At 45.3% G+C, this 20,500-nt stretch carries 17 protein-coding genes; 8 read left to right on the plus strand and 9 right to left on the minus strand.

The features are described 5' to 3' along the window. Nucleotides 1-18: 18 nt before the first annotated feature. The 4 genes from VHA02S_RS15990 to VHA02S_RS16005 form a co-directional block, all read right to left on the minus strand. Nucleotides 19-1,311: an outer membrane protein transport protein gene (locus tag VHA02S_RS15990; protein WP_038898824.1), complete on the minus strand. Its 1,293-nt coding sequence runs from the start codon at nt 1,309-1,311 to the stop codon at nt 19-21. A 309-nt stretch (nt 1,312-1,620) separates the two neighbouring features. After that, a complete protein-coding gene (locus VHA02S_RS15995; protein WP_017189317.1) occupies nt 1,621-2,889 on the minus strand; it encodes an outer membrane protein transport protein in 1,269 nt (422 codons plus the stop codon). Between the two features lie 298 nt (nt 2,890-3,187). Continuing rightward, complete coding sequence (locus tag VHA02S_RS16000) at nt 3,188-3,919, minus strand: DUF3379 domain-containing protein (RefSeq protein ID WP_009698563.1); 732 nt, start codon at nt 3,917-3,919, stop codon at nt 3,188-3,190. Next, nucleotides 3,912-4,487, minus strand: coding sequence for a sigma-70 family RNA polymerase sigma factor (locus tag VHA02S_RS16005; protein WP_026000239.1), 576 nt, complete (start codon nt 4,485-4,487; stop codon nt 3,912-3,914). The genes VHA02S_RS16000 and VHA02S_RS16005 overlap by 8 nt, the downstream gene beginning before the upstream one ends. A gap of 632 nt (nt 4,488-5,119) precedes the next feature. On the opposite strand from VHA02S_RS16005, the gene fadI reads away from it, so the two are divergent. Both fadI and fadJ read left to right on the plus strand, forming a co-directional pair. Beyond that, nucleotides 5,120-6,427 carry an acetyl-CoA C-acyltransferase FadI gene (gene fadI / locus VHA02S_RS16010; protein WP_005433092.1) on the plus strand — a complete coding sequence of 436 codons (1,308 nt, stop codon included), beginning with the start codon at nt 5,120-5,122 and terminating at the stop codon, nt 6,425-6,427. After that, nucleotides 6,427-8,541, plus strand: a complete 2,115-nt coding sequence (gene fadJ / locus VHA02S_RS16015; protein WP_038898825.1) for a fatty acid oxidation complex subunit alpha FadJ — start codon at nt 6,427-6,429, stop codon at nt 8,539-8,541. The genes fadI and fadJ overlap by 1 nt, the downstream gene beginning before the upstream one ends. Nucleotides 8,542-8,618: 77 nt before the next feature. Here fadJ and VHA02S_RS16020 read toward each other — a convergent pair whose 3' ends face one another. Then, nucleotides 8,619-8,891, minus strand: coding sequence for a hypothetical protein (locus tag VHA02S_RS16020; RefSeq protein ID WP_038898826.1), 273 nt, complete (start codon nt 8,889-8,891; stop codon nt 8,619-8,621). 97 nt (nt 8,892-8,988) lie between these two features. After that, the gene (locus tag VHA02S_RS16025) at nt 8,989-11,766 is read right to left on the minus strand and encodes an insulinase family protein (RefSeq protein ID WP_038898827.1); all 2,778 of its coding nucleotides are present in this window, start codon (nt 11,764-11,766) and stop codon (nt 8,989-8,991) included. A 377-nt stretch (nt 11,767-12,143) separates the two neighbouring features. Here VHA02S_RS16025 and sixA point away from each other — a divergent pair, with 377 nt between their 5' ends. Continuing rightward, nucleotides 12,144-12,608, plus strand: coding sequence for a phosphohistidine phosphatase SixA (gene sixA / locus VHA02S_RS16030; RefSeq protein WP_038898829.1), 465 nt, complete (start codon nt 12,144-12,146; stop codon nt 12,606-12,608). Nucleotides 12,609-12,711: 103 nt separating this feature from the next. Here sixA and smrB read toward each other — a convergent pair whose 3' ends face one another. Beyond that, nucleotides 12,712-13,242 carry an endonuclease SmrB gene (smrB, locus tag VHA02S_RS16035; RefSeq protein WP_009698558.1) on the minus strand — a complete coding sequence of 177 codons (531 nt, stop codon included), beginning with the start codon at nt 13,240-13,242 and terminating at the stop codon, nt 12,712-12,714. A 61-nt stretch (nt 13,243-13,303) separates the two neighbouring features. Between smrB and prmB the strand changes: the two genes are divergently transcribed. Together prmB and aroC are read left to right on the plus strand one after the other, a co-directional pair. Then, a complete protein-coding gene (gene prmB, locus VHA02S_RS16040; protein ID WP_005433096.1) occupies nt 13,304-14,236 on the plus strand; it encodes a 50S ribosomal protein L3 N(5)-glutamine methyltransferase in 933 nt (310 codons plus the stop codon). Between the two features lie 221 nt (nt 14,237-14,457). Further along, nucleotides 14,458-15,543, plus strand: coding sequence for a chorismate synthase (gene aroC, locus VHA02S_RS16045; protein WP_038898830.1), 1,086 nt, complete (start codon nt 14,458-14,460; stop codon nt 15,541-15,543). Between the two features lie 83 nt (nt 15,544-15,626). Here aroC and VHA02S_RS16050 read toward each other — a convergent pair whose 3' ends face one another. Next, nucleotides 15,627-16,250: a trimeric intracellular cation channel family protein gene (locus VHA02S_RS16050; RefSeq protein ID WP_005433103.1), complete on the minus strand. Its 624-nt coding sequence runs from the start codon at nt 16,248-16,250 to the stop codon at nt 15,627-15,629. 327 nt (nt 16,251-16,577) lie between these two features. On the opposite strand from VHA02S_RS16050, the gene VHA02S_RS16055 reads away from it, so the two are divergent. The 3 genes from VHA02S_RS16055 to VHA02S_RS16065 all read left to right on the plus strand — a co-directional run bounded on the left by VHA02S_RS16055 (nt 16,578) and on the right by VHA02S_RS16065 (nt 18,089). After that, nucleotides 16,578-17,108: an elongation factor P hydroxylase gene (locus VHA02S_RS16055; protein ID WP_038898836.1), complete on the plus strand. Its 531-nt coding sequence runs from the start codon at nt 16,578-16,580 to the stop codon at nt 17,106-17,108. A gap of 15 nt (nt 17,109-17,123) precedes the next feature. Further along, nucleotides 17,124-17,387 carry a YfcL family protein gene (locus tag VHA02S_RS16060; RefSeq protein ID WP_005448019.1) on the plus strand — a complete coding sequence of 88 codons (264 nt, stop codon included), beginning with the start codon at nt 17,124-17,126 and terminating at the stop codon, nt 17,385-17,387. 177 nt (nt 17,388-17,564) lie between these two features. After that, on the plus strand, nt 17,565-18,089 hold the full coding sequence (locus tag VHA02S_RS16065) for an NADPH-dependent FMN reductase (protein WP_038898832.1): 525 nt from the start codon (nt 17,565-17,567) through the stop codon (nt 18,087-18,089). Between the two features lie 277 nt (nt 18,090-18,366). On the opposite strand, the gene mnmC is transcribed toward VHA02S_RS16065, so the two are convergent. Continuing rightward, on the minus strand, nt 18,367-20,385 hold the full coding sequence (gene mnmC, locus VHA02S_RS16070; protein ID WP_038898833.1) for a bifunctional tRNA (5-methylaminomethyl-2-thiouridine)(34)-methyltransferase MnmC2/FAD-dependent 5-carboxymethylaminomethyl-2-thiouridine(34) oxidoreductase MnmC1: 2,019 nt from the start codon (nt 20,383-20,385) through the stop codon (nt 18,367-18,369). Nucleotides 20,386-20,500 lie beyond the last annotated feature (115 nt).

A 20,500-nucleotide genomic window follows, 5' to 3' on the forward strand; every position in this document is an offset into this window, starting at 1 on the left:
CGATAAATAGCGTTCAGATTAGAACTTGTAGTTCGCTTGAACACCGATTAGCCATACGTTACCTGTTACTTCACCAGAGAATTCTCCACCAAATGTAGCAGGATCTTTCATTGGTGGCATACCATCAGTGCGACCTTCATACATTGAAGCATCTTTCGCAAAAATATAGGTAAAGCCAGCGTCTAGTGTTAGATTCTTAGACCATTCGTAACCAGCACCAATACTTAACCATAGACGATCCGTTTCAGGGATAGTAGCTGTACGGTTTTCGTCACTCACAGCAGAAGTGTCGTATGCAACACCTGAGCGTAGCGTCCATTTTTGGTCAAGTTTGTAAGTAGTACCTACAGCGAAGCGGTAGTTATCTTCCCAGTTTTCTTCTTTGATCAAATTTGATGCTTCACCTGGGAAGTCGGCTACTAGCTCTTTAAAACTACTCCAATTAGTCCAGTTGATGCTCGCATGAATCGCTAATTGTTCATTTAACTGATGGTAGCTTGCTAGTTCCGCTGTTGCTGGCAGAGCTAGGTCCATCGAGCCATTTTTATGAGCATTTGGATCTGCTGGGTTGAAACCAAGACCTTTTGCATAACCTTCTAGTGTTAGATCTACTTCAGATTTGTAAGCAAAACCAATACGGTTATTAGCGTTGATTTGCCATGCAGTGCCTACTTGCCAGCCCCATGCCGTATCGTCACCTTCCATGTATTTAAGAGTGGTTCCTGCTAGCTTGTCACCCATCTGTGGTGGCATAACTGCGCCGAAGCTGCCATCTGCCATGACATAGCGGATACCGCCACCAACACTAAGCTTTTCGTTTAGCTTGTATGCTGCATTTAGGTTCGCTTCCATTGAGAATACGCTAGCTTGGTTACCAAAGTTAGCTGCGGCAAAATCTTTACCTAGGTCCGTTTCCATACCGTAGTTAGTGCCAAGGGCAAAGCCAATAGCAAATTTGTCATTGTATTGGTGAGAAAAGTAGAAGTTCGGAATGACAGCATCGTGTGCAAAGTCATGAGAGTTTGCAGCGTTTGGACCATTCACGTAAGTCGACGTGCCATCAACATCGATGTTTGGGTTTACATAGATAGCGCCAACAGACACTTGTGTGCCTTCTAGGTAAGTTAGCATAGCTGGGTTACGCCATTGTGCACTTGCGTTATCAGCCATTGCCGCTTCACCAGCGTATGCACGACCTAGACCAGTCGCAGAGTATTCTGCAAGTTGGAAACCTGCTGCGTTTGCAACGCCTGAAGTACTAAGTAGACCGAATGCCACTGCTGTTGATAGGAGAGTCTTGTTGGTTTTCATTGTAATGTTCGCTGAGTTATTTATAACGTGGGGCGAAAGTTTACGTCTAGAGTTATTACTTTAAAAATGAAAAGCCAATAAAACAGTGTTTTCAGGTGAATTATCTATATATTTCAATCTATTTAGAAGATCTAACTAACTGTAATGGCGGTGTGAAAAAAACTCAGCGAACACTTGTGAGTCATAATTGTGAGATTTGATTACACGTGTGCGCCCAAATTGGGTGAATGTAAAACGATAGATAAGAAAAAAGGCTGGAATTCCAGCCTTTTATATAGAGAGTGTTTATATTAGCTTGCTACGTGATGCTTAGAAGCTGCGGCTGTATTGTAAGCCGAATAGGATAGCATCTGCATGCGTTGTCGCTTGAATTTTACTTAGCTCAACACCTACGGTTGTATTCTCGTTAACTTTAACATCATCACCCATTAGATAAGTAAAGCCAAAGTCTACGTTAGACTTGGTGTCGATATGGTATGTGAAACCTGCAGAGAACCACTGACGATCTGAGTCTGGCACTGAAATAGAAGTCACTTTATCTTGTGCGCTAGTGTCGTACATGTAGCCTGCACGTAGTGTCCAGTCGTTGTTTAGGTAGTAAGTACCACCGATTGAGTAGTGCCAACCATCTTGCCATTCGTAAGGCTTGTCATAGCTGCCAGTCAGTACAGAATCTTGTAGGTTCTCGAATTCAATTTTGTCAAACGCACTCCAACCAATGTATTGGATAGAGTAGTGAACTGCGAATTTAGTGTCGGTAATTTTGTGGTAACCTGAGAATTCAGCCATATCTGGTAGAGGTAGTGTGATCTTCTGACCTTTGTCGTCTTCAGCTTCAAACTCAGGGCTGTAACGGTAAGATAGACCAAAACGGTTGTTTTCATCTAACTCAAACACAGTGCCAACATTGAAACCAAAGGCAAAGCCATCAGCTTTATCCACGTCTAACAGTGGAGTACCTGCAGCTGGTACTGGTCCAATGTTCATAGGTGGAAAACCTTTACCTGCAACGCGCTTCATTGTGCCTTGACCGTAAATTAGGTCTAGACCTGCACCGAAGCTCCATTGTTCGTTTAGACGGTATGAGCCAGCTACACCAAAGTTAAAGCTTTTAACGTCAGTAAGACCGCCATACTCTGCTGCTACATAGCTATCTGAAAACTCAGTTTTAGTACCGAAGTTTGAGTATGCGTTTACACCCCATGCAAATTTTTCATTAACAGGTACGATAAGGTGAATGTTTGGAGCGATTGAAGTGCCGCCGACATCATCAGTGTCTGCAACATCTTGAGGACCAGTGAATGTTCCCGAATATGTAACGTCTTTTACTTCAATTAGAGAAGTAATACTTTCAAAACCAAGAGATAGCTCAGTTTTGTCAAATAGAGCCATTGCCGCAGGGTTACGAGCCATTACAGAAGCGTTATCTGCAATTACCGCATCACCGGCGAATGCACGACCGATACCAGTCGCTGATTGTGCGTTTAGCTGGAAACCAGCCGCCATTGCTTGACCAGATGCCATTGCAACCGTCACTGCTAGGAGAGTCTTTTTAAACAGACGCGTATTCTGAGTCATTTTTTATTCCTTATTAGTTTCGTCTCTTTGGACGATAAGTTGAGCTTTTGCTCAGTGGCGCAGATAGTAGTATTAAGAGTGGACCATACAAATCCGACCATTGGATAAATTTGAATAAAAATTGCAGAAATGATGTCTAAATGTCGGGAAATTGCACCTAAAGTGCATAATTTAGAGTTTTGACTCTAAACTCAATAGTTGGCGTGAATGCTTTTTGTATTATTCATAAACAAAAAGCCGCTAAATTTCGAAATTTAGCGGCTTTTTAGTAGCTAGTAGTGTCGTTTCGCTGAAGTTATTACATCGGCTCCATCATTGGAGCAAGTTTTGCTGCAATAGCATCGATGTCTTCACCGCTGTTACCAACAAGAATCATGCTGGCTTTACCCACAGGCTTCACAACACCGCTCATACCATCTTTATCAAAATCGACTTTCTGGTCGCTCTTCACGTCAGTAACAAACATGGTTACTTTGCCTTCTTTACCTTGAAAAACCATATGAAGGGCGTTTGACTCACCAAAGCCGCAATGGTTTAAGTAGTAAACATGGTACGGAAAGCTACCGTTAAGTTGATAATGGAACGGCATCATTTTCGCGTTTACTTGCTTGCTTGAAACATCCTCATCGAGGTTGCGTACAAATGACTCTTCCGCCACCACGTGTTTCATTGCGGTATCTGCTAGGCTCGCTTGAGCTGGAGAGACAATAACGTTCCCCCAGTTGATTTGACCTACCAATAAACCAGCAGTAAAAGCAACCGATGCAGCCAACGCCATTGCTTTGCGAGCAAAGTTCGGTCTAACCACATTATCGTCATCAAGCGCATTCGACGTTTGATTAAACAGAATTTTGTCGGCTAGATCTTCAGGCACATCCACATTCATGGCTTGCTTGATTTTAAGGTCGAGATCCAAAACGTCATCAACAAACTTACTGTTAGCGTCGTTCTCAGCTAAAGCTTGAAGAATCTCTTCATCCTTCTGTTTTGGATCCGACAAAATACGACGACGAAATTCTAAATCATCCATTTTTTTGTCCTCTCTGAGTATCTTGAGAATCCAACATCTCTTTTAATTGATTACGGGCGCGGAAAAGGCGCGTCATTACAGTGTTCTTGTTTAGATCAAGAATGCTGCCGATTTCTTCTCCACTGAAACCACCAACAACTTGAAGAAACAAAGGCTCACGGTATTCGACGTCAAGCTTCATTATCTGAGCTTGTAGCCATTCCTGCTGATGATGTGGGTCATCGCTAACTTTAGCATCATTGCCGTAGTCATCGATATCAACCAAATCAAATTGTTTACGCTCGAAGCGGCGCGCGTTTTCTCGTCTCAATATAGTAATAAGCCAAGATTTTGCTGCCTTTTCATCTTGAAGACTATCCAGTGACTTCCATGCGCGCAAACAGGTTTCTTGAACCAAATCTTCTGCAATCGCCTTGTCTTTGCATAACCAGTAAGCGTAGCGATACAAGTCTCTGTGATAGCCCCGAACAAGAGCTTCGTATTTTCTTTGTCTGTCCATATCAGAGTTGACCGGACTGTTGGAATTTTTCTTTCCAAACATTTTAAATATTGCCACAGGAGCCTCCATCTTGCTCTGTGAGGTCATATATACCGATTGTATTTATGAACGATCCGACTACATCGAGATGTAGTGTCGCAGCAGCACAATATACTTCTTCAATGATCAAGCACTTATTTGAAGTGATGATAAATTATTCTATATAGTTTTAATAAGCGTTTTCATGCAACTATTTTAGAGTGATCAAGACTCTTTCGTACTTTGATACGTTCAGAAACTATAAAATCACCATAAAATTGATCTATTTCAAAATCTGATGCAGTGAAGGGGCTATAGTACATCTTGTCATCTAGTTAGTCATTGACGACTAACATGTTGAGCAAGATGACACTTCCTTTTGAAGGCTGACTTTACTTTCTCCTAATCAGGAAACTGATTAATTTTACAATTGGCGTATGTTAATTGTTTTATAGATATTCCGACCACACAGTTTTGTGTGGTTTTTTTTTTGCTTCAATTTTACCTTCCGCACACTTCTCTTCATTTTAACTCACTATAGTTAATCATTCTTAATCGCCTAAGAATCAACGAACTAGAGCAATAGATCTACTCGCTTCACGTTTATTTAAACGCATGTTTGATAAATTTAACAAACTGATTACAATGCATCAGGTCAGACCTCTTGTATTTAAGGAGAAACAATGGGCAAGCAGGAAGTGAAAACACGCCACGGTGAACGTGTTGCTATTGTCGCAGGGCTACGAACCCCCTTTGCTCGTCAAAGCACAGAGTTCAGCCAGGTGCCAGCGGTCGATTTAGGCAAAATGGTAGTGAGCGAAATGCTTGCTCGCACAGACATCGATCCGAAACTCATCGAACAAGTGGTATTTGGACAAGTAGTTCAAATGCCAGAAGCGCCAAACATTGCACGTGAAATTGTGCTTGGCACAGGAATGCACATCCATACTGATGCCTACAGTGTTACTCGCGCGTGCGCGACTAGCTTCCAAGCTGCAGTTAACGTTGCTGAGAGCATTATGGCGGGCAGCATTGATGTTGGTATCGCGGGTGGTGCGGACTCTTCATCGGTTTTACCAATTGGTGTTTCTAAGAAACTTGCCGCGAACTTGCTTGCGCTAAGTAAAACCAAAACGCTGGGTCAAAAGCTCAACATTCTCAAAAAACTCAGCTTTAAAGATTTAATGCCAGTACCGCCAGCGGTAGCTGAGTACTCGACTGGGCTTTCAATGGGTCAAACTGCTGAGCAAATGGCGAAGTCACACGGCATTACTCGTGCAGAGCAAGACGCTTTGGCGCACCGTTCTCACTCTCTAGCTTCGCAAGCTTGGAAAGACGGCAAAATTCAAGACGAAGTGATGACCGCTTTCCCAGAACCTTACAAAAAGTGGATCTCTGAAGATAACAACATTCGTCATGATTCGACATTAGAGGGCTACGCAAAACTGCGTCCGGCTTTCGACCGTCAATATGGCAGCGTAACAGCCGCGAACAGTACGCCATTAACCGATGGCGGTGCTGCTGTGATGCTAATGCGCGAGGGCAAAGCGAAAGAGCTTGGTATGGAAATACTTGGCTACATCCGCGGTTATGCATTCTCAGCCATTGGTGTGGAAATGGACATGCTAATGGGACCAACATACGCGACGGCAAAAGTGTTGGAGAACACAGGTCTCGAGCTTTCAGACCTGACGCTTATCGATATGCACGAAGCCTTTGCTGCCCAAGCATTGGCGAACGTAAAGATGTTTGCTTCTGATAAATTTGCCCAAGAAAACCTAGGTCGCTCGAAAGCGATAGGTGAAATCGATATGGATAAGTTCAACGTCCTTGGCGGTTCCATTGCCTACGGTCACCCATTTGCCGCAACTGGTGCACGTATGATGACGCAAACGCTGCGTGAGCTTAAACGTCGTGGCGGTGGTCTTGCGTTGAATACCGCATGTGCCGCAGGTGGTCTTGGTGCAGCAATGATTTTGGAGGTTGAGTAATGAGCGAGCAAAAAGCATTTAGTCTAAAGATTGATGAGCAGAACATTGCTTGGCTAGCCATCGATGTGCCAAATGAGAAAATGAACACGCTGCAAGCGGCGTTTGCAGATGAGATGAAAGAGATCTTCGCTCAACTAAAAGACACCAGCGGCGTGAAAGGGATGATCATTCATTCCCTAAAACCAGATAACTTTGTTGCCGGTGCCGATGTTCGTATGCTTGAAGCGTGCACAACGGCGAGTGAAGCTGAAGCATTAGCTAAGCAGGGGCAAGAGTTATTCCAGCAACTGTCTGATCTGCCTTATCCGGTTGTTGCTGCGATTCACGGTCCATGTCTAGGTGGTGGTTTAGAGCTTGCTCTAGCGTGTGACTACCGTGTGTGTACCGATTCCGATAAAACGCGTCTTGGTTTGCCTGAAGTGCAACTTGGTTTGTTGCCTGGTTCTGGTGGTACTCAGCGCCTTCCTCGTCTGATTGGTCTGCTGCCTTCGTTAGACCTCATCCTTACAGGTAAACAACTGCGTGCGAAGAAAGCGAAAAAACTTGGCGTTGTTGATGCGTGTGTACCAGAGACGATTCTTCTTGATGTAGCTAAGCAGCTTATCGAAAAAGGGAAGAACAAAGGTAAGAAGAAGCAATCGACAAAAGAGAAGTTGATGTCGGGCAGTGGTTTAGGTCGTAAGTTTGTGTTTGAGCAAGCCGCGAAGAAAACCAATGAGAAGACCCGCGGTAACTACCCAGCAACAGTTGCGATTCTCGAAGTCATTCAGCACGGTCTTGAAAAAGGCTTTGCTCAAGGTCAAGAGCTTGAAGCAAAGCGCTTTGGCGAATTGGTGATGAGCTCTGAATCAAAAGCATTGCGCTCTATTTTCTTTGCTACTACTGAAATGAAGAAAGAAAACGGTGCGGAAGCCGAGCCAGCAGCTGTCAACAGAGTTGGCGTGTTGGGTGGTGGTCTAATGGGGGCAGGCATCAGCCATGTATCTGTTGCGAAGGCGAAAGTGCCAGTACGTATTAAAGACGTCAGCAATGATGGCGTGCTTAACGCGTTGAACTACAACTATAAGTTGTTCGAAAAGCAGCGTAAGCGCCGTATTATCTCTAAAGCGGGCCTGCAATCGAAAATGCTGCAACTGTCTGGAGGCGTTGATTTCACAAGCTTCAATCATATTGATGTGGTTATTGAAGCGGTGTTTGAAGATCTTGACCTTAAACAGACGATGGTTGCGGATATTGAAGCGAATGCAAAACCAGAGACCATCTTTGCGACCAACACGTCTTCGTTACCAATTCACAAAATTGCAGAAAAAGCAGAGCGTCCAAAAAACATCGTCGGTCTGCATTACTTCAGTCCGGTAGAAAAAATGCCACTGGTGGAAGTGATTCCTCACGAAACCACGTCAGAAGAGACCATTTCTACCGTTGTTGCACTAGCGAAGAAGCAGGGCAAGACACCAATTGTCGTGAAAGATAAAGCAGGCTTCTATGTAAACCGCATTCTTGCGCCTTACATGAACGAAGCTGCGCACATCTTGCTGGCAAATGAGCCAATCGAACAACTTGATGGTGCGCTGCTTGATTTTGGTTTCCCAGTTGGTCCTATCACATTGTTGGATGAAGTCGGTGTTGATATCGGTGCTAAGATCATGCCGATCTTGGTTAACGAATTAGGCGAACGATTTAAAGGTCCAGACGTATTCGACACACTACTGAATGACGGTCGAAAAGGTCGTAAGAGTGGGAAAGGCTTCTACACCTACAAAGGTAAGAAGAAAGAAGTCGATAAGTCCGTGTACAAGCTATTGAACCTGACGCCAGAATCTAAACTGAGCGACAACGACATTGCATTGCGTTGTGTACTGCCAATGCTAAACGAAGCGGTTCGCTGTTTAGACGACGGTATTATCCGTTCTCCACGCGATGGTGATATCGGCGCGATCTTTGGTATTGGTTTCCCACCATTCTTAGGTGGTCCATTCCGTTACATGGATCAATTCGGTTTGAAAGAACTGGTTGAGAAAATGAACGAGTTTGCATCGAAATACGGTGATCGTTACGCGCCATGTGATGGCTTACTCACTCGTGCGGGTGAAGGTCGTAACTTCTACGATTAATGGCTAGCGCTAAAAAGAGAAAGGCTTGCATGACGCAAGCCTTTTTTGTTTCTGAAAGAGTGGCAATTGACAGAGAATCAGTCGTCATTCTTGCCTTTGTTCTTTCCTTTTCCTTTGTCGTTTCCATGACCTTTACCCGGGTTGTCGTCGCCATGGATACTGGCATTGCCTTTACCTTTTCCTTTGTCGTGTTTGCCAGAACAGTCGTCTGACTTTATTGATACGTTATCACCATCAAGGCGCAAACAGTCTTCACTCAGTTCGAAATCGTCACCCTTAATTGTGATGTCTGCATGGGCAACAGGCGCGAGTGGCATAAGTACAGCAGCAAGTAAAAGTAGCTTTTTCATTTAGTCCTCGTGTTTGCGTAATTGTTGAACAAGGTAATTACAGCATAAACGAAATGACTGCTTTTACCATTTCATGCCATTTCTATACTTGAGTCTCTTACCCGAGACCGAAGTCTTTTGGACGCAGTTGAAACTCTTCGATCGAGCCCACTTCTAAACCGAGATTGATACGGGGTTCGTCCGCGTGAGCGATGCCTTGTGAGTGCATCACTAAACGATTCGCAGTACGAGGTTTAAGCTCATTGACCACAAAGCGAATCATATCGGTGCGGGTCAATTCTTTAAGCTCTTCCAACACTTTTTCACGCTGATTAAAGTCGGTGTCTTTGTTGCCAATTGCTACCCATAGGCGCTGCGCTCTTCCGCGCAATGTGGTGTCAGGCGTTGCAATCTGGTTCCATAATCCGCGCTTACTGCTGTGCCATTGGTATTCATTGAGCTCTAACAACACCATGTAGAACGCATTTAAAAACTCATCGATTGAGGTAACCAGTTCGGCTGGTGCAGCATTCGGTGACTGCACGTAAAGCACAATCCCCGGATGACGGTTAAGCGGCATATTTCCCGTGCCAACCATGTAGCCTAACTGTTGTTTGGTTCGGATTTCATGGAAGAAGGTTGCCGACATTAAGTGATTAGCCAAGGAATAAAGCGCAATATTACGAGGCGAGATATCTTCACATTGATGATAAATCACCACTGCTGAGTCTTGCTGGTTACAGTTTACTTCGCGTTGGAAACTGCCGTTTTCACCCAGCATGACGAGTGGGCGAAGCGCCTCTTCGTAACGTTGTTCTTTCACACGCAATGCGTCTTTCAATGTGTTTGCCATGTCATGAGCTTGCTGACGCTGCCAATCGCCATAAACGAACATCTCAACGTGTAGCTCAGCCAGAATCGATTCAACGAACACTGACAGCTCATCCACTTCAATCTCTTCCAATGCTTCAACCAATGTTGCGAATGGAGGATTGTTAGGTTGGAGTAGACCTGTTAATGCATTAAAAAGCTGTGAAATAGGGCGATCTTGTGATGAATTCCGCCAATTGCGTAACAGTTGTTGCTTAATGGTCTCAAAGCGAGCAGGGCTGAACTCACGTGCAGCAAAGCGATGCAGAATCATTTCTAGCAGTTGAGGTAGCTTTTGGCTAAAACCCGATAATGTCAGCGTGACGCCGCCTTGGTGAGCATACATGTTGTAACCCATGCCTGCGATTTCAGCTTGATACGTCTCTTTGGCTAGAGAATCGAGGAACATCTCAACACATAGTCTCGTTTTCACGATGTTTTTCGGTGATGCTACCGCGTGTGAACTGTCGATGGCGACGTAAACGACACCTTTTGGTACTCGGAATTCATCGTCTTGCAAATGCCATAAACGGAAGCCTTCTACATCTTCCACCAACTCCGGCAATGAGCCACCGTTTTCAAACGGTTTTGGATCGAGTTCGTAGCAAATGTATGGGTTCTTTTCTGGGAGAACGAATTGCCAACTTGGGTCGATTTGTTGATAGAAACGGCGCTGCTCTTCGCTAAACGGCGTTACCGAGTAAGGCGTGAAGTACCACTCTGCGGTTTGGTTGTACTCCAAGCCTTTCGCTATCAATGTAACGCGAACATTTTCAACCGAAAGATATTGGAGTAATGAGCGTTGAAGCGCTTCATCATAGCCTGCCATTTTGTAGTCACCATAAACCGTGTCTTCCGGTTGATAGTGCTGCATATTGATCACTAGATGGCTGACCAAATCCATTGGACGCGATGGCTCTTGGAAGCGAAAAGCGGATTCCAACACCGCTTGTTTTTCCAAGTAGCGCCACTCATCCATACCATCTTGTTTGATCATAGAGAGATATTGGAATACCGCTTGAACGATGTCATCAATATGGTCCAAGCCGTTTGGCGTCAGTGTGCAACTTACGGTGAAATCGCGGTAGTTACTGCCACTCGCACCGCCGCCTGCAGAAAGGGAGGTAATCCAGCCTTTCTCTTTGAGTTGAAGCATCAGACTGCCTTCACCTTCGTAACCCAACAGGTGAGCAAAGTAGGAAAGGGGCTTCACGCTATAGTGCGCGTCCATTCCCGGCATTGGGAACGTGAGAATCAGTTTACGGAACTCTTTGATTGGTTCGACTTGAACCAAGATGCCTGTGCTTTCTTCAGTGCCGATAGGCACATCGATCGACTTTCCGCGTAGTTGGTGGTTTGGAATGTCGGCAAACATGGCTTCTACCCATGTTTGCTGCTCATCAAGAGATTGCGGGCCAAACAAAGTCAGCGTCATCAAATCGGCAGAATACTGCGAGTGATGAAATTCAACAATTTCGTCTCGAATCGATTTGTCTTCGCGATCGCCAAGTGTATCTAAGTTACCGACAGAAAATTTTGAAAACGGGTGCTCTGGGTTGATGACTTCTTTGTTGACTTGATACAGACGGCGAGAATCGTCGTTCAGTTTGAGCTTGTATTCGGAATCGACCGCTTGGCGTTCTTTGTCTAACGCTTCTTCGTTAAACAGTGGTGCGGTAAAGAATTGGCTGAAGCGATCAAGCGCAGTTTCAAAAGCAGTTGGTGTGACATCGAAGAAGAAACAGGTGTGCTCGGTGCCCGTCCAAGCGTTGTTGGTGCCACCATGTTGACTAATATAACTTTGAAACTCGCCCACTTTAGGGTATTTTTCCGTACCCAAAAAAAGCATGTGTTCTAGATAGTGTGCCAGACCTTGGCGATCCATCGGATCATCGAAGTGTCCAACGTTTACTGCTAGGGCTGCTGCCGACTGTTGAGCCGTGTCGGAATGAATCAGCAACACGCGCAGGGCATTACTCAATGTAATGTAGCGGTATTGATTTGAATCGTTTGGACTTAGGTGCACGATGCGTCTCCAGATTTCGCATTACAGTAATTATGATCCCCGAGCGGGGAGGCGCAAAGTTTGCGCTTCGACAAATACTGCTTGCCGCATTTTTGTTATTCGTAAGAGTACTGCATAAGCCCATCAGCAAATTGCTATGGGGTTCGAGCTATTTGAAGGAATGCACTGAGTTCATAACTTCATCGTAGAATGTGATGAACTGAGTATATTCTTTTTAATAGATTGTTAAGAAAGTCGCTATCTTTAGCAAGCGAATTGGTATAATGAACCGATAATTATATCAGTATTTTTGTTTCGACATTATTAAAGTTAGCCCGCTATCCGTATAAAGATAGCAGTCAACCTTTTGGTAGCGTTAGCTATCCCTAGGAAATAACATGAAAATATTTATCTTGCGTCACGGTGAAGCAGAGCATTTTGCGAACACCGACGCAGAAAGACAACTGACCCCAAGAGGCAGAACTGAATCGGAAGCAGTTGCCCGAGCATGTAAAGAGCAAGGTTTTGCTCAATTCGACAAAGTACTGGTGAGCCCGTACATTCGAGCGCAGCAAACTTGGCAAGAAATCAGCGCACACTTTTCGGCTAAGAGCATCGAAACGTGTGAAGACATCACGCCTTACGGTCAATCCGACCAAGTGTTTGATTTCGCTAATGCGTTGATTGAAGTTGAGAAGCTTGAATCTCTTTTGCTTGTGTCGCACTTGCCGCTGGTGGGCTACCTTACCTCGGAATTTGTGAAAGACATGACGCCGCCAATGTTCCCGACATCTGGCTTGGTGTGCATTGAATTTGATCCGCAAACACAACGCGGTGAAGTGCTTTGGCATATCACGCCATAGAGCACCACCTCTCGGGATGATGGCTCGAGAAAAACAAAAAGGCAGGGTTAACCTGCCTTTGTCGTTCTTGCTCGTCCGAGAAGTACTTCTCGAAGTCGGTGAGTTATTTTTCTGGAATAGACAGTAGCACCAGTAGGGCACCATCGCCGCCAAACTCTAGAGGCGCTTGGTGGAATGCCATTACGTCTGGATGTTGAGCTAACCAAAGCGGCGCTTTCTGCTTCAGAATGTGCTTACCGATGCCGTGTTGTACACACGCACAGTGGATTTCGTTTTTCACGCAGTACGCGATCATCGCACCGAGTTCTCGCTTGGCTTCTTGCTGTGTCATGCCGTGCATGTCTAGGAAGACGTCAGGCACGTACACGCCACGACGAAGACGTTTCACTTCATAAGTGGACACATCGTCACGCGCATAACGAGTTGGTCCCTCTTCATTAAGAAGCGGAACAAACTCATCAGAAAAGTAAAACTCAGAATCACTCGCTTCACGGTTTGAGCGTGTGATTTCTTTTTGCTTAGTATTTTTTTTTGGTTGCTGGATTATGGTATCCTGTCGCAACTTTTTTACGCCCTGTACTGCATCCTTAAACAAGGCGAAATCGTCATCGTGTTCGGTGTCTTTTTTGCTCATTAGGTAAACAATTTCATTTTTACAATTTATGGCAGTATTGTAGCGCTTTTCGGAGGCAATTTTGGATAAGATTTTTGTAGAAGAGGCGGTATCGGAGCTCCATACCCTTCAAGATATGATTCGTTGGACGGTGAGCCGCTTTAACGCCGCTAACCTGTTTTACGGTCATGGCACTGATAATGCGTGGGATGAAGCAGTTCAGCTTATCCTGCCAACATTATACTTGCCGATTGATGTGCCTCCGCACGTATTGAACTCTCGCCTTACGACAAGCGAGCGTCTGCGTATCGTTGAGCGCGTAGTAAAACGCATCAACGAGCGTACACCAACTGCATACCTAACGAACAAAGCATGGTTCTGCGGTCTTGAGTTCTTCGTTGATGAGCGTGTACTTGTGCCACGTTCTCCAATCGGCGAATTGATTCAAGCGGAATTCCAACCTTGGTTGGTGGAAGAGCCTACGCGCATCATGGACCTATGTACGGGTTCTGGTTGTATCGCGATTGCTTGTGCGCACGCTTTCCCTGAAGCAGAAGTTGACGCGATTGACATCTCTACAGACGCTCTACAAGTGGCTGAGCAAAACGTACAAGATCACGGCATGGAGCAACAAGTGTTCCCAATCCGCTCTGACTTGTTCCGCGATCTTCCAAAAGAGAAATACAACCTGATCGTGTCTAACCCACCTTACGTGGATGAAGAAGACATGAACAGCCTGCCAGACGAGTTCACGCACGAGCCTGAGCTAGGTCTAGCTGCTGGTACTGACGGTCTAAAACTGGTTCGTCGTATTCTTGCTAACGCACCAGACTACCTAACAGACGACGGTATTCTTGTGTGTGAAGTTGGTAACTCAATGGTTCACATGATGGAACAGTACCCACAAATTCCATTCACTTGGATTGAGTTCGAGAACGGCGGTCATGGTGTATTCATGCTAACGCGTGACCAATTGGTTGAGTGTGCAGAAGAGTTCAAACTGTACAAAGACTAAATCTGTCGAAATACACCATTCGAATAAACAATGAAAACACCGAGCCCAGTGCTCGGTGTTTTTTTATCCGCTTCGCACTGAGCTTGGAAAATTTCGGCTGTTTTGTTTTTTCCGCCAAATCGGGCTTTACATCAAAACGTAATACCGCCACTATGATTCCACGAAGAATTGAAAAGCAGTTGCGCTCATGGAGAGCGTGGCGACAAGAACTTGAGGAAGTAATGGCAGGAAACAGTATCGGACAACATTTCCGAGTAACGACATTCGGAGAAAGTCACGGTATCGCACTAGGATGTATCGTAGACGGATGCCCTCCAGGTTTGGAAATCACTGAGGCAGATCTGCAAACGGATCTCGACCGTCGCCGTCCTGGCACATCACGTTACACTACCCAACGTCGTGAACCGGACGAAGTAAAAATTCTTTCTGGCGTTTTTGAAGGTAAAACCACAGGTACTTCAATTGGTCTGATGATCGAGAACACGGACCAACGTTCTAAAGACTACTCAGACATCAAAGACAAGTTCCGTCCAGGACACGCTGATTACACTTACCACCAAAAATACGGTGTGCGCGACTATCGAGGTGGCGGCCGTTCGTCTGCTCGTGAAACGGCAATGCGTGTGGCGGCTGGTGCAATCGCTAAGAAATACCTAAAAGACGAGTTCGGTGTAGAAATCCGCGCTTACTTGTCGCAAATGGGTGACGTTTCAATCGATAAAGTGGATTGGAATGAAATCGAAAACAACGCGTTCTTCTGCCCAGATGCAGACAAAGTGGAAGCGTTTGATCAACGTATCCGTGATCTGAAAAAAGAAGGCGACTCTATCGGCGCTAAAATTCAGGTCGTGGCAACCAACGTGCCTGTTGGTCTTGGTGAGCCTGTATTTGATCGTTTGGATGCAGACATCGCGCACGCGTTAATGAGCATCAATGCGGTGAAAGGCGTGGAAATCGGTGACGGTTTTGATGTGGTAAACCAAAAAGGCAGCGAGCACCGTGATACGCTTTCACCAGAAGGCTTTGGTAGTAACCACGCGGGCGGCATTCTTGGCGGTATCTCTACTGGTCAAGAGATTGTTGCAAACATCGCGCTTAAGCCAACCTCAAGCATTACGGTGCCAGGTGAGACTATCACTAAAGAAGGTGAACCAACTCAGTTGATCACTAAAGGTCGTCATGACCCTTGTGTGGGTATCCGTGCGGTGCCTATCGCAGAAGCGATGCTTGCTATTGTCGTTATGGACCATTTGCTACGCCACCGTGGTCAAAACCATGGCGTACAAACCGAGACTCCAAAGATTTAAGTTTGAAGCTTAACTCGATAGAAACACAAAAGGCTGCTCAATGAGCAGCCTTTTTCATGTCTTTTAATAGGTTTCTATTTGAATCAGTGAATCGACCCTTCGGTTTCCAAGTGGAATGAAGGCAAGCGCCATTTAAAGCGTACTGCCGCCATACGCAACATGTAACCAGTAATCAGAGTCACAATCGTCGCGGTTACGTCCGGTACGTTGAACTCAAGTAACGCTAGGTACAAACCTGATGCGATAAGTGCTACAGAGGCGTAAAGCTCTTCATGCAGCACAAGCGGCGTTTGACGACAAATCAAATCACGTAGCAGACCACCAAATACGCCAGTTACAAGTGCTGACACCATACAAATGCCAGGGTGTAAGCCCATGCCAATCGCTACCTTGGTGCCGATGATGCTAAATACGATCAAGCCTAGCGCATCCAAACGAATGAACAGACCTTTCAGCTTGATTACCCACTTCGCCAAGCCAGTTGTCAGTACACCCGCAACGCATGTAATTGCTAAGAATTCAGGATTCTTTACCCAACCTAATGGGTAGTGACCTAGCAAAATATCGCGTACTGTACCGCCGCCGATTGCCGTTGCACTGGCTACCAACATAACACCAAACCAATCCATTTTTCTTCGACCAGCACTCAATGCACCAGTCATGGCTTCAGCCGTGATACCAATGATATACAACACACTTAGCAGCATAAGGGGACACTCAAATAAAAGGGCTCTGTTATGTCCTTGAGATTAAGGAAAACAGCAGCAAAACTTACCAACAAGATCTAAGCCTTGGGGATAGGCTTAAATCCAAAAAGAATCTCGCTTTAAGTGGCGTTGAAGTCGCCATCATTAAGCGTAAAAATAAGGCGTGAGTGTAGTGGGAAATGTGATCTGTGACGAATGAGAAATTGTATGGAGAAAGCGACTTTCAGATTAACTCAGCTAATAACCAAACATGTTGTGTGGCTTTACCTGTGTAAGAAAAACAGCGACAATGCGCACCGCATACCAATTTAAAGTACAGAATCGATGATGAATCACGAATATCAAGACCTTATCACCATCTTCAACGACACGTTTCTTGAGTCTTTTAATACCAAATTAGAACTTGGTGGTGATGAGCCTATCTACTTACCAGCTGACGAAGCGCACCCACATCATCGGATTATTTTTGCTCGTGGCTTTTACGCGTCAGCACTACACGAGATTGCCCATTGGTGTGTAGCAGGACCAGAGCGCCGTTTGCTAGAAGATTTTGGTTACTGGTACGAGCCAGATGGTCGTACAGCAGAGGTTCAAGCTGAGTTCGAAAAAGTTGAAGTTCGCCCCCAAGCTTATGAGTGGATTCTCGCGAAAAGTGCTGACTTCCCTTTTAACGTTAGTTGTGACAATCTACACGGCGATTTTGAACCAGATCGTCTTGGTTTTATGCACAAAGTGCACAATGAAGTAATGGGTATTTTAGAAAACGGTCTTCCATCTCGCGTACAAATGCTATCGGATGCCTTGCGTGCCTTTTACCAAACCAAGCCGCTGGAAACGTCTGACTTTATCGTTAAATAACCTCAGAGAAGCTCCATGATTATTGAATTTGAAGAAAAACTACTAGAACTGATTGATGCACGCATTGAAACCGCATCGGATGATGAATTGTTTGCTGGTGGTTATTTACGTGGTCACATTTCTCTGTCTGCGGCGGCGTGTGAAGAAGAAGGCATTAACGATGTGGCTGAGTTGAAATCTCGCATCGAAAACAGTCTTGAAGAAGCGCGTTCAGAATTAACACCAGCAGACCGCGTGATTGTTAACGACCTTTGGCAAGAGCTTCAAGCACAAGCTTAAGCCACCATCAGTTTTTATAAGCTTCGACAGGTTGCGCTAAACCTCTGGTTGAAGCAAAAAGAGTTGAATTAAACTCCTTCGAAATTTTCGAATCTCTCCTTAAAATTTTTGTGGTTGTAGCACACTCGTTCACCTCTTACTCTTGTTAGTACAAAACGTGAACAAAGGACTACAACCATGAAAATTATCGCATTCGGCGCTTCTACTAGCTCTACCTCTATCAATAAAACTCTCGCGACTTACGCAGCCAATCTTGTTGAAGGTGCAGACGTGCAAGTGTTAGATCTCAATAGCTACGATGTTCCTTTGTTCAGCGAAGACAAAGAGAAGGAAATTGGTCAGGCAGAGGGCGCAAAAGCGTTTCTTGCTGACATCGCAACAGCAGACGCTTTGGTGATTTCTTTTGCTGAGCATAATGGCTCTTACCCAGCAGCGTATAAGAATTTATTCGATTGGGCGACACGCATCGAGCGTAACGTATTCCAAAATAAACCAGCGGTGTACTTAGCGACTTCACCAGGTCCTGGAGGTGCACAAACGGTACTCGCTGCGGCGACAGGCTCTGCACCTTACTTTGGTGCGGAAGTGAAAGCATCGCAATCTATTCCAAGCTTCTACGATAACTTTGATTTAGAAGCGGGCAAGTTCCGTAATTCGGAACTTGCAGATCAAGTGAAAGCAGCAGTGGCGACATTGAATTAAGGCTTCTCTTTTGCGTCATTAACCGAGAGATTCCCGACTACACTCCTTTGTCGTTATTGGGAATGACGAGGGAGTTTTCGTTTAGAAGGTCGCTGAATGAGTTGCTCCTGTTAGCTGTTAAAGTTAAAGACTTAAATTCGAACATTCCCTAGAAGGAAGAATGATTGAGTAGGGGATCTTTTTTGTGTAATGAATCGAGAGATCCCCCAACTGCATTCGTTCGTCTTTAACAGGAATAGCAACAGACTTTTGCTTTCAGCGAAATACTAAAAGCAAATTACACCTCAGTAATTGCCTTCCCTTTACGTAGCTTTCTTACCCACATACGGCTAGGGTGCAGCTCAGTCAGGACATCAACAGGCAGTGGTAACGGATCGCCACAGATTTGTGATGCCAACACTTCTGCCATTAGAGGTGCTGAGCTCAAACCACGAGAGCCTAAACCTAGGAAACAGAATAGGTTAGGGAACTGGTGAATCGCGTCAACGTCTTGCTCTTGTTGATTTTGCAGATCCGCATATTGCGTTTTGATGGTTTCAAAGTCGCCTACGTTCCCTACAAACGGAAGGTGGTCACGGCTAACACAGCGAATACCTTGGCGTGACAAGTTACCAGAGGTATCCACCTCTTTCGTCCAAGTTTGGTTCGGCAGGCACTTCACCAATTTCTCAGCGTTGTCTTTTTGCGCATCCTCGTCAAACTCGTAATCGAGGTGGCTGCGGTCGTAGCTTGCACCGATACATAGGTGCTGATTATTCGGGTTAACAGGTGTCATGTAACCGTCGTAACACAGTACCGTTTTCAGCTTGGACAAAGGTTCTGTCGCTGGTGCGTGGCTAACTTGACCTTTTACCTGACCCATTGGTAAATCAGCGGTTTGGCTTAGTGTTTGGAACTCACTGCCATTAGCAACCACTACAGTTGAATGTTCAAAGCTTTGACCGTTCGCTTTCAATATCCAAACCTTGCGCGATTCGTCCCAAGTGAGCGACTCGACTTGATGCTCGAACTTCGCTTCAAAAAGTTCTGTTTTATCCAATTGAGCTATCAAGCCTCGCGTGAGTTCAGCAGGGCATAACCAACCGCCAAGAGGATAGTGAACCGATGCCATATCAATCGGCAAGCCTATCTTCTCTGCGGTCTCTTCAGCAGATAGTTTATGAATTAACTCTGGTGTGAAATTGCCAGCAAGCATTTTCTCTAATTTATCTGCAGATTTGTCATCCCACATCAGCTGAGTAATGCCGCACCAATCGTGATCAAATTGGATATCTTGCGCTGCTTGGTCAACAAACTGACGGGCAAACAAAAAGCCCGGAGCGAATACACGAGAAACGCCTTTGTGTGGACCATTTAATAATGGGTACACTGCGCCTTGGCGGTTGCCTGATGCGCCTTCTGCAGGTTGAGCGTCTTTGCAGTAAAGCGTGATATTTTGACCGCGACGAATCAGCGTTTTAGCCAAAGCCGCGCTAGCGATACCGCCACCAATAATCGCGATGGAATCATGATTGGTCGAGGCAGTGCGGTTAAACCAAGGTAGGTGGTTTGAATGCGCTTCACGCTGCTCCATCGAACCTGCGATCATTTCACGTTTGGTGCCGAAGCCTTTGACTTTTTTCATTGCAAAGCCCGCTTCGTTTAAGCCGCGACGCACAAAGCCCGCTGCCGTAAAGGTTGCGACCGTACAATCCTGTTTCGCCAATTTTGCCATGCCGTTGAATAGGTTTTGGTTCCACATTTCTGGGTTTTTGCTCGGTGCAAAACCATCTAAGAACCAAGCATCAATCAAGCCTTGCTCTTCATAAGGAACAAGCGGCATGCAGTCTTTGATATCGCCAAACCAAAGATCGAGTGTGATAGCGCCGTCTTCTAAAACAATGCGATGACACTCAGGCACTGCTGCTGGATAGTGCTGTTGCAGTTTTTCGGCAAACTCTGCCAATTCTGGCCATGATTGATGCGCTTTTTCTAAATCAGCTTTGCTTAGTGGGTACTTCTCAAAGCTAACAAAATGCAATTCTTTTAGGGTTGCCTCTGGATATTCGCGACGAAATTCGGTAAACCATTGCCACACGGCTAAGAAGTTCAACCCTGTGCCAAATCCGGTTTCACCAATAACAAAACGTCTTTGGTCAAATTCCTGCCATCTTTCTGGTAGATGATTTTGTTTGAGGAACACGTAACGCGTCTCTTCGAGACCGTTTACGTTGGAGAAATAAACATCATCAAATTGGTCAGAAACCGGTGTACCAGCTTCGTTCCAACCAAGTTCTGCGTTTTTAATCGAAGTCATAATGGTGCAAATATGTGATTTGGCGCGGTTAGAATTCGGCGATTGTACGAATTTCTGGGAAAGCTGACCACTTTTGTTGACTATCTTAGTTATTATCTAGCGGATTTTTGAATTA

Origin of the sequence: Vibrio harveyi NBRC 15634 = ATCC 14126 = KCTC 12724 (genome assembly GCF_001591145.1) — a bacterium.
Taxonomy (GTDB): Bacteria; Pseudomonadota; Gammaproteobacteria; order Enterobacterales; family Vibrionaceae; genus Vibrio; species Vibrio harveyi.

Coding starts and splice junctions, on each gene's coding strand:
- VHA02S_RS16050 (WP_005433103.1), bottom strand. CDS start 16,250: ATGCTGCTAAGTGTGTTGTATATCATTGGTATCACGGCTGAAGCCATG.
- VHA02S_RS15995 (WP_017189317.1), bottom strand. CDS start 2,889: ATGACTCAGAATACGCGTCTGTTTAAAAAGACTCTCCTAGCAGTGACG.
- fadI (WP_005433092.1), top strand. CDS start 5,120: ATGGGCAAGCAGGAAGTGAAAACACGCCACGGTGAACGTGTTGCTATT.
- sixA (WP_038898829.1), top strand. CDS start 12,144: ATGAAAATATTTATCTTGCGTCACGGTGAAGCAGAGCATTTTGCGAAC.
- mnmC (WP_038898833.1), bottom strand. CDS start 20,385: ATGACTTCGATTAAAAACGCAGAACTTGGTTGGAACGAAGCTGGTACA.
- VHA02S_RS16055 (WP_038898836.1), top strand. CDS start 16,578: ATGAATCACGAATATCAAGACCTTATCACCATCTTCAACGACACGTTT.
- VHA02S_RS16065 (WP_038898832.1), top strand. CDS start 17,565: ATGAAAATTATCGCATTCGGCGCTTCTACTAGCTCTACCTCTATCAAT.
- smrB (WP_009698558.1), bottom strand. CDS start 13,242: ATGAGCAAAAAAGACACCGAACACGATGACGATTTCGCCTTGTTTAAG.
- VHA02S_RS16020 (WP_038898826.1), bottom strand. CDS start 8,891: ATGAAAAAGCTACTTTTACTTGCTGCTGTACTTATGCCACTCGCGCCT.
- VHA02S_RS16000 (WP_009698563.1), bottom strand. CDS start 3,919: ATGGATGATTTAGAATTTCGTCGTCGTATTTTGTCGGATCCAAAACAG.
- VHA02S_RS15990 (WP_038898824.1), bottom strand. CDS start 1,311: ATGAAAACCAACAAGACTCTCCTATCAACAGCAGTGGCATTCGGTCTA.
- aroC (WP_038898830.1), top strand. CDS start 14,458: ATGGCAGGAAACAGTATCGGACAACATTTCCGAGTAACGACATTCGGA.
- fadJ (WP_038898825.1), top strand. CDS start 6,427: ATGAGCGAGCAAAAAGCATTTAGTCTAAAGATTGATGAGCAGAACATT.
- VHA02S_RS16060 (WP_005448019.1), top strand. CDS start 17,124: ATGATTATTGAATTTGAAGAAAAACTACTAGAACTGATTGATGCACGC.
- VHA02S_RS16005 (WP_026000239.1), bottom strand. CDS start 4,487: ATGGAGGCTCCTGTGGCAATATTTAAAATGTTTGGAAAGAAAAATTCC.